Genomic DNA, 8,481 nt, shown 5'->3' on the forward strand with positions numbered 1-8,481 from the left:
TATTTACATAACGTTAATTGTCTTTAGGTATCAGTAATTACAGCTTCGATACGTCGATTCGCAGCATTTGCTCTTACTGATACTTCGTTTACACGTGGTTGATCGATGCCATACCCGAACGATTTAACACGTTTAGGTTCTACATCGAATTGCTTAATCAGAATTTCAGCTACGGCAAACGCACGTTTTTCTGATAGTTTACGATTATATTTACGGTCTCCATCTAAAGAGGCATGACCTTGTATTTCAACCTGTTTAGTTGGGTTCTCTTTTAAAAAATCTGCAAGCCGACTAATTTCTTGAATATATTGAGACCTTACATCGCTTGAGTCAGCAGAAAAAGGAATACCAATTTCTATATTCGAGGTTGATGCGCTATAAATTGTGCAACCAGATAAATCTACATTTGTACTCAAAGGTGTGCTTGGGCAAGTGTCTTGCTCATTTGGTACGCCGTCACCATCATCATCGGTAAAGCTGCTTGCTGTCGTGTCGGTTTCCAGCGGTATATCTAAGTACCTTGGCATAGCCGTTACACTCATGTATGCATTATCTTGCTTAGCTTTTTTTTGAAGAAATGCCTTGCGGCTAAAAGTGGTTGCTACATCGTAACTCGGACAGATATTTTGTGCGTTATGAACAATAGGGTCGTCAGTTAGCTCTTTTAATGTAGGGTATTTATCTGACATCACGTTAAGTGCTGGCAGTAATTTCCCCATTTCTTTTAGCATAGTTAAAATAGCTGATTGACGGTCGTAAAGCGCCACTATGTATGAACGTGTTGATTGAAATGACTCGTTTTCGGCATCAAGTACGTCTAGTAGAGTTCGTTGGCCTATATCGAATTGATCCTTATATGCAATTTTAACTTTAGTTGATGATTCGCGGTGTTGATCAAGCGCCGGTAACTTTTGCTCTAATATAGTGACGTTGTAATAAGCAATTTGCAGACTCTGACGAATATCAATACAAGACTGATCGCGTTGATATTTTGCAATGTTTATATCCTGATAGGCTTGTTCTAAATTGGCATTATCAAGACCACCATTATATAAATTATAGCTAATATCGATGCCGACTCGCGCTTCTGTTCTGGTTTCATTTTGACCAAGTTCATCTCTATCTTGGCTACCGTAGCGGGCAGATAAATCTACGTTAGGATGAAACGCTGCTTTTTGTGCTTTTGCGTTCGCTTTTTGTGCTTCAATATTATACAAAGAGGCGTAAAATGAAGGGCTATTTTTGTAAGCGACGTCTAGCGCTTGATTAACTGAAATTGGTATATTTTTTTCATCAAGGTCAGCTTGCTTTATATCGTTCATAGGAAGCTCTCCTACAACCCTTAAGTAGCGAGCGCTTACATCATGTAAATTTGAGTACTCCGTTAATACGTTAGATTGTGCTAAAGATAAGCGCCCACTAATTTGTTCTAGATCGGCAGCGCGCGCTACACCAGCTCCTACACTTTGTTCTATTTGTTGATATACAGACTCGTGCTCTTGTAAATTTGCTTCTGCAAGTTGTACTAACTCTTTGAATTTTTGTACGTCGAGCAGGGCTATTGAGGCTTCAAGTGCTGTTTGTTCTGTTTGAGAAATAAGCTCAAAGTACCTAATGAGTTGAATGCGTTTAAAGCGATCAACCGTATTCGAGGTCCTAAAACCGTCGTAAAGCATTTGAGTAACACTTAACTCGGCTGTATTACGGTTATATTCTTCTTCAACACCGTAATTTCTTCTTTCATAGCCCGCGCTTGCTGATACATCAACACTTGGTAAATAACCTGAGCGGGCAGCATCTACTCCATAAATCGAAGATTTAAAAGCATGCCATGCTTCTTGTACTTCAGGATTGTTTTCAATCGCTTTACTTGAGACATAGGTAAGTGGCATTGCTGATTGTTCATTTGCATGCACATAGTTTAGTAGAGTTGCGGCTGTAATCGTTAGTCCGATTAACATAGTCTCTTGATGTTTCTTAAAAGTGTTTTTTGTAATCATTTCTTCCTCTTAGATCCTGTTAAGACCGTAAATACTCCCTTAAGTATTTAGTAAAGGAATACTATTTTTGCAAGTAATCGTTTTGGTTAGCATAAAAAAAATTTTCTACCACTTTCTTGTTGATTTTTTATTTTTTGAATTTTTCTTTTAAACCTGTACTTGAGTACAGTATCTATGTGGCTTTTTTGTCCTACCTTTAACTTATTAGATTGTTATTTTAAAAAGTTTGAGGGTACCAAAATGGAAGCAAATCAACTGGTAGTTATTGATATTCAAGGTTCGGCAGGTGTGGTGCTGGATGATGGGTCAATAAGAGCATTAAATGTTGGTGACATTATCACCGTGGGTGATTTAGTTGTTACTGCTATTAAATCGTCTTTACAAATTGATGTGCAAGGTGAAACCTTATCTATACCCGCAAATCAAAAGGTAAAAATAACACCAGACTTATTAGCGAAAGAAGCCAGAGATTCTAGCGAAACAACTGTTTTTGATGAAAGTTTAGATGAAGCAATTGCAAGCTTAGATTTAGGGGCAGAGCAAGACCCATCAACAGCGGCTAATTCTGATGTAACAGATTTTTTAGATGCGTTAGAAGGTGATGGGGACATTCTAGATAATTTAGAGGCAACAGCCGCTGGTGGGGGTAACGCTGCGGGTGCAGATGGAGGCAGTTCGTTTGTACAGCTAACCCGAATTTCTGAAAGTGTTGATCCTAGTAGTGTTACTTTTGATTCATCTTTTGAGCAAGGCGCTACTGAAGCTTTTAATTTAAGAGATACCTCTGACGGTATTGTGCCTGATTCAACTACTGCATCTATTTCACTTAATGAGCTAGGTATTACTAACTCATCACAACCTACAATCACCGGTACGAGCGAAAACTTAATCGGCGAAACGGTTAATGTAACGGTAACTGATGTTGATGGAAACTCTCAAGTAGTTAGTGTTGTAATTGGCCCTGATGGTACCTTTGAAATAACCCTACCAACACCAATTGCTGATGGCCCTGTAACGGTTGTTGTTGAAGCGACGGATCCTGTTGGTAATCCTATAAACGACACTATTTCAATTGAGGTTGATACAACACCTCCACTTATTGCTATTGATCCTGTTGCCGATTCTGCTTCGCAAACAGTGACAGTGACAGGGACAGTATCTGGTTTGAATACTGGGGATAATGTATCAGTCACGTTAACGGATAGTGCAGGTACGGTACAAACAATAGTTACTCAGGTTGATGCTCAAGGAAATTGGGTAATTACTACCACCTCACCTTTATCTGAAGGGGAGTTTAACGTAAGCGCTGTTGCGATTGATGCAGCTGGAAATCAAGCTATAGACCAAGCTTTAGCGAATGTAGATTTAACTGCTCCGGTAATCACCGTAAATGTAACTGATGAAACAAATAACTCAACACCACCACTTGTTGGAACAACAAATGGTGTTCCAGAGGGCACTCAAGTAACAATTACTGTTACAGATAGTGCAGGACAAATACAAACATTAACTGCAGTTACCCAAGCCGATGGAAGCTGGAGTGTAGAAGTAGGGACTCCTTTACCTGAAGGTGATTTTACTGTTGATGCACAAGTAAGCGACAGTGTAGGAAACTTAGCATTAGCAAGTGATTCAGGAGTAATTGATTTAACGGCGCCTTCGGTACAAATTAATAATATTAACGACACTCAAGACACCACGCCAACGATTACAGGTAACGCGCAAGATGTACCTGCAGGCTCTATTATTAGTGTGGTTATTACCGATTTTGATGGTCAAACTCAAACATTATTAACCCAAACTAACGCTGATGGGGATTGGTCTATCGACGTAACTACGCCATTGGCTGAAGGGCAGTTTGAGGTTGATGCAAGTGTAAGTGATGCTGCAGGTAATCAAGCCCAAGCAAATAACCAAGGTGTTGTTGATTTAACAAACCCTGATATTACCGTTACTGCAATTGCTGATACTAACGATACTACACCAACATTTGTAGGTAGGGTAGAAGACGCTCCAGCGGGCTCTGTAATTACAGTATTAGTAACCGATATAAACGGTAACGTACAAACTTTAACTACTTTATTAAATGAAGATGGCACATGGAGTGTTGATGCTAGTGAAATCTTGCCAGGTGGTGAATTTACCGCAACTGCGTCAGTAACCGATGCTGCGGGTAATGAGGCATCTGCGCAAACAAACGGCGAAATAACGTTTGCTCCTATTTCAATTCAAATCGATGCAATTGCTAATACTAACGATACCACTCCATTTTTAAGTGGTAACACCGGTAATGTGCCTGCAGGTACAACCATTACTTTAACTATTACGGCAAGCGATGGCAGCACATTTACATTACTTGCAGTGACGCAAGAAGATGGTTCGTGGACTGCACAAGTAACAACTCCTCTACCGGAGGGCGACTTTACAGTAGTTGCTGCTGTTATAGATGACTCGGGTAATGAAGCGCAAGCAAGTGCAGTAGGTAATGTTGATTTAACTGTAAGTATTAATTTTATTATTGATACTAACGATACAACACCAACAATTAGCGGCTCTACCCAAGACGTAGATCCTGGTGCGGTAGTAACCGTTACATTTACAGGAAGCGATGGCGTAGCAGAAACCGTGCAAGTAGTTACTGGTGCTGACGGAAGCTGGTCAGTTGAGGCAAGTAATGAATTAGTTGAAGGCCAGTTTAGTGTGGTTGCAACTGTAACTGATGCTGCGGGTAATACAGCTTCTGCAAGCGAAACTGGAGAAATTGATTTAACAGATCCTGCAATCACGATTAATCCTATTGAGGATACGAATGATGTAACCCCATCAGTAAGTGGCAACGTAATTGATGTACCAGTAGGAACAGAAGTTACCTTAGTAATAACTGACAGTGAAGGCAATGAACAAACACTTACAACAACTACAAATACAGATGGTACATATACAGCGGATATTATTGCAGATCTCAGTGAAGGAGATTTCACAGTAACAGCGAGTGTTAGCGACACTGCAGGCAATAGCAGTACGGCAACTGTTACAGGTACGGTCGATTTAACCGCACCAAGTGTAACTATTAACAATATTGCTGATACAAACGATACAACACCTACTCTTACAGGCTCTACCCAAGGATTAGCATCGGGCAGTGAAGTAACTTTAATTATTACCGATAGTCTAGGGGCTGAGCAACAGTTAGTGACTACTATAAGTGCGGATGGTACTTGGAGTATTGAGATTCCAACTACTTTAAGCGAGGGAGATTTTACAGTAACAGCTAATGTATCTGATAATGCGGGTAACGCAGCTCAAGATTCACAATTAGGCACAGTTGATACCACCCCTCCTTTAGTTGCAATAAATGACTTTGCTGATTCAAACGATACAACGCCTACATTTAGCGGAACAACGAGTGATGTAGCACCGGGTAGCCTTGTTAGTGTTTTAGTTACTGATGCAAATGGTGAGTCACAAACATTGACGGCGGTTGTGTCAGAAGATGGAACTTGGCAAGTAGGTGCAACTCAAGCTGTTGCTGAAGGCGATTTTACAATTACAGCAACAGTAACAGACGCTGCGGGTAATGAAGCAAGCGATACTGTTAGTGGAACAATTGATTTATCAGCTCCAATTATAGCAATTAATACAATCCCAGATAGTGCCGATACTACTCCAACAATTTCAGGTTCTGTACAAAATGTACCAGCCGGAACAACTGTTACGTTAATCGTTACAGATGCTGGTGGTAATACACAAACAATTACAACACAAACGCTAGCTGATGGTAGCTGGACAGCCGATACTAATGAGTTAGTTGAAGGTGACTTTAGTGTTAATGCCATCGTTAGTGATGAAGCAGGTAACCAAAGTGAAGCTTCTGCACAGGGAACTATTGATAATACCGCACCAAATATTACGATTGATGCACTGGCGGATAGTAACGATACAACACCAACTATTTCAGGCACCGCAACGGGCGAACCAGAAGGCACGGTTGTTACTATTATAGTTACGGATGAAGCAGGTAACCCACAAAGCATAACCACAGAAGTACAAGCCGATGGCACATTTAGTGTTGATGTTCCAAATGAATTAAGTGAAGGTGAATTTACTGTTGAAGTATCGGTTACCGATACAGCAGGTAATGAAACTACCGCAACAACAACAGGCGAAGTCGATACTGCCGCGCCAACAGTTATTATTGACCCAGTAGGTGATACTAACGACACCACCCCAACCATTTCAGGCACCGCAACGGGTGAGCCAGAGGGCACAGTTGTTACTATTACCGTAACTGATGAAGCAGGTAACCCACAAACTATCACCACTGAAGTACAAGCCGATGGCACTTTTAGTGTTGATGTACCAAATGAATTAAGTGAGGGTGAGTTTACGGTTGAAGTATCGGTTACCGATACAGCAGGTAATGAAACTACCGCAACAACAACAGGCGAAGTTGATACTGCCGCGCCAACAGTTATTATTGACCCCGTAGGTGATACTAACGACACCACCCCAACCATTTCAGGCTCCGCAACGGGTGAGCCAGAGGGCACAGTTGTTACTATTACCGTAACTGATGAAGCAGGTAACCCACAAATAATCACCACAGAAGTACAAGCCGATGGGACCTTTAGTGTTGATGTACCGAACGAATTAAGTGAAGGCGAATTTACTGTTGAAGTATCGGTTACCGATACAGCAGGTAATGAAACTACCGCAACAACAACAGGCGAAGTTGATACTGCCGCGCCAACAGTTATTATTGACCCATTAGGTGATACTAACGACACCACCCCAAACATTTCAGGCGCCGCAACGGGTGAGCCAGAGGGCACAGTTGTTACTATTACCGTAACTGATGAAGCAGGTAACCCACAAACTATCACCACTGAAGTACAAGCCGATGGCACTTTTAGTGTGGATGTACCAAATGAATTAAGTGAAGGTGAATTTACTGTTGAGGTATCGGTTACAGATACTGCGGGCAATGAAACCACAGCAACTACGACTGGCGAGGTTGATACTTTAGCACCGGTGATCACGATAGATGCACTGGCTGATAGTAACGACACCACCCCAACTATTTCAGGCACCGCAACGGGTGAGCCAGAAGGCACAGTTGTTACTATTACCGTAACTGATGAAGCTGGTAATCCACAAACTATAACCACAGAAGTACAAGCCGATGGCACCTTTAGTGTTGATGTACCAAATGAATTAAGTGAAGGCGAATTTACTGTTGAAGTATCGGTTACCGATACAGCAGGTAATGAAACTACCGCCACAACAACGGGAGAAGTTGATACCACAGCGCCAATAGTTACTATTAATGCACTAGGCGATACGAGTGATACAACACCGACCATTTCAGGCACGGTTAGCGGGGAGCCTGCTGGTTCAACCATAACTTTAACAGTGACCGATGCTAATGGTGCAGTACAAACAATTTCAGCACAAGTAATTGCAGACGGAAGTTGGACAGTAGAAGTACCTGCGGCTTTAGCTGAAGGGACCTACTCTGTAGATGCAAGTATTAGTGATAGCGCTGGTAATGAAGGCACAGCAAGTGCTTCAGGCACAATTGATACAAGCGCATTGACTATTACCATTGATGTTATTGGCGAAACTAACGATCAAACACCTCAAATAAATGGTGATACTTTTAATGCACAAGTTGGCTCTCAAGTTGAAGTTCAGATCACTGACTCAGCGGGTGGAATAATTACTTTAACTACGGTTGTTGATGAAAACGGACTCTGGAGTGTTACTCCGCCAGCCGATTTGGCTGAAGGCACCATTTTAATTAGTGCGACAGTAACAGACATAGGTGGTGGAAGCGCAAATGCAGAGCTTGATGCTGTAATTGATATTACGCCTCCAACCATACAAGTAAATGAACTAGAAACAAGTAATGATACAACACCGGTTATTTCAGGTAACACAACTGACGTAGTTGCAGGCACAGTTATAAATTTAACGGTTACTGATTCTCAAGGGGTTGTTCGCACATTAAGCACAACAACAGATGCCGATGGTAATTGGAGTGTTGAACTTTCTCAAGAGTTGGCCTCGGGCGATTATTCTGTAGAAGCTGAAGTATCTGATGCTGCTGGAAATAGTGCTTCAGATACGGCTACAGGCAACATAGATACATCAGGGCCTAGCTTAACCGTAAACTTTGATACTGTAACTAACGACTCAACACCTACCATTTCAGGCACTAGTGATGCAGACGTTGGTACCAGCATCACGGTTGTTATTACTGATGATAACGGGGTTGAACAAACACTTACCACCACAGTAGATGCAAATGGTAACTGGGAAGTAACTCCACAAACAGATTTAAATGAAGGTGATAACACCATCGAAGTAAGTGTACGCGACAGTGTTGGCAACGAAACTACAGTGAGTGATACCACCACTATCGACACGCAAGCGCCAATACTCACCATTCAAAACGTAGGCGATGTTAGCGACTTAACAC

At 41.6% G+C, this 8,481-nt stretch carries 2 protein-coding genes; one reads left to right on the forward strand and one right to left on the reverse strand.

Translation table 11 applies throughout. From position 1 onward, the window contains the following. Window positions 1-23: 23 nt before the first annotated feature. Window positions 24-2,000, reverse strand: coding sequence for a TolC family outer membrane protein (locus tag H5161_RS10190; RefSeq protein WP_182769196.1), 1,977 nt, complete (start codon window positions 1,998-2,000; stop codon window positions 24-26). A gap of 240 nt (window positions 2,001-2,240) precedes the next feature. Between H5161_RS10190 and H5161_RS10195 the strand changes: the two genes are divergently transcribed. Next, window positions 2,241-8,481: Ig-like domain-containing protein (locus tag H5161_RS10195; RefSeq protein ID WP_182769197.1), on the forward strand; the 6,241-nt coding region annotated here is incomplete at its 3' end.

Source organism: Pseudoalteromonas sp. SG43-5 (assembly GCF_014164345.1).
Taxonomy (GTDB): domain Bacteria; phylum Pseudomonadota; class Gammaproteobacteria; order Enterobacterales; family Alteromonadaceae; genus Pseudoalteromonas; species Pseudoalteromonas distincta.

What these genes read in the sequence shown, in the direction of transcription:
- H5161_RS10190 (WP_182769196.1), bottom strand. Translation starts at nt 2,000, where the DNA reads ATGATTACAAAAAACACTTTTAAGAAACATCAAGAGACTATGTTAATC.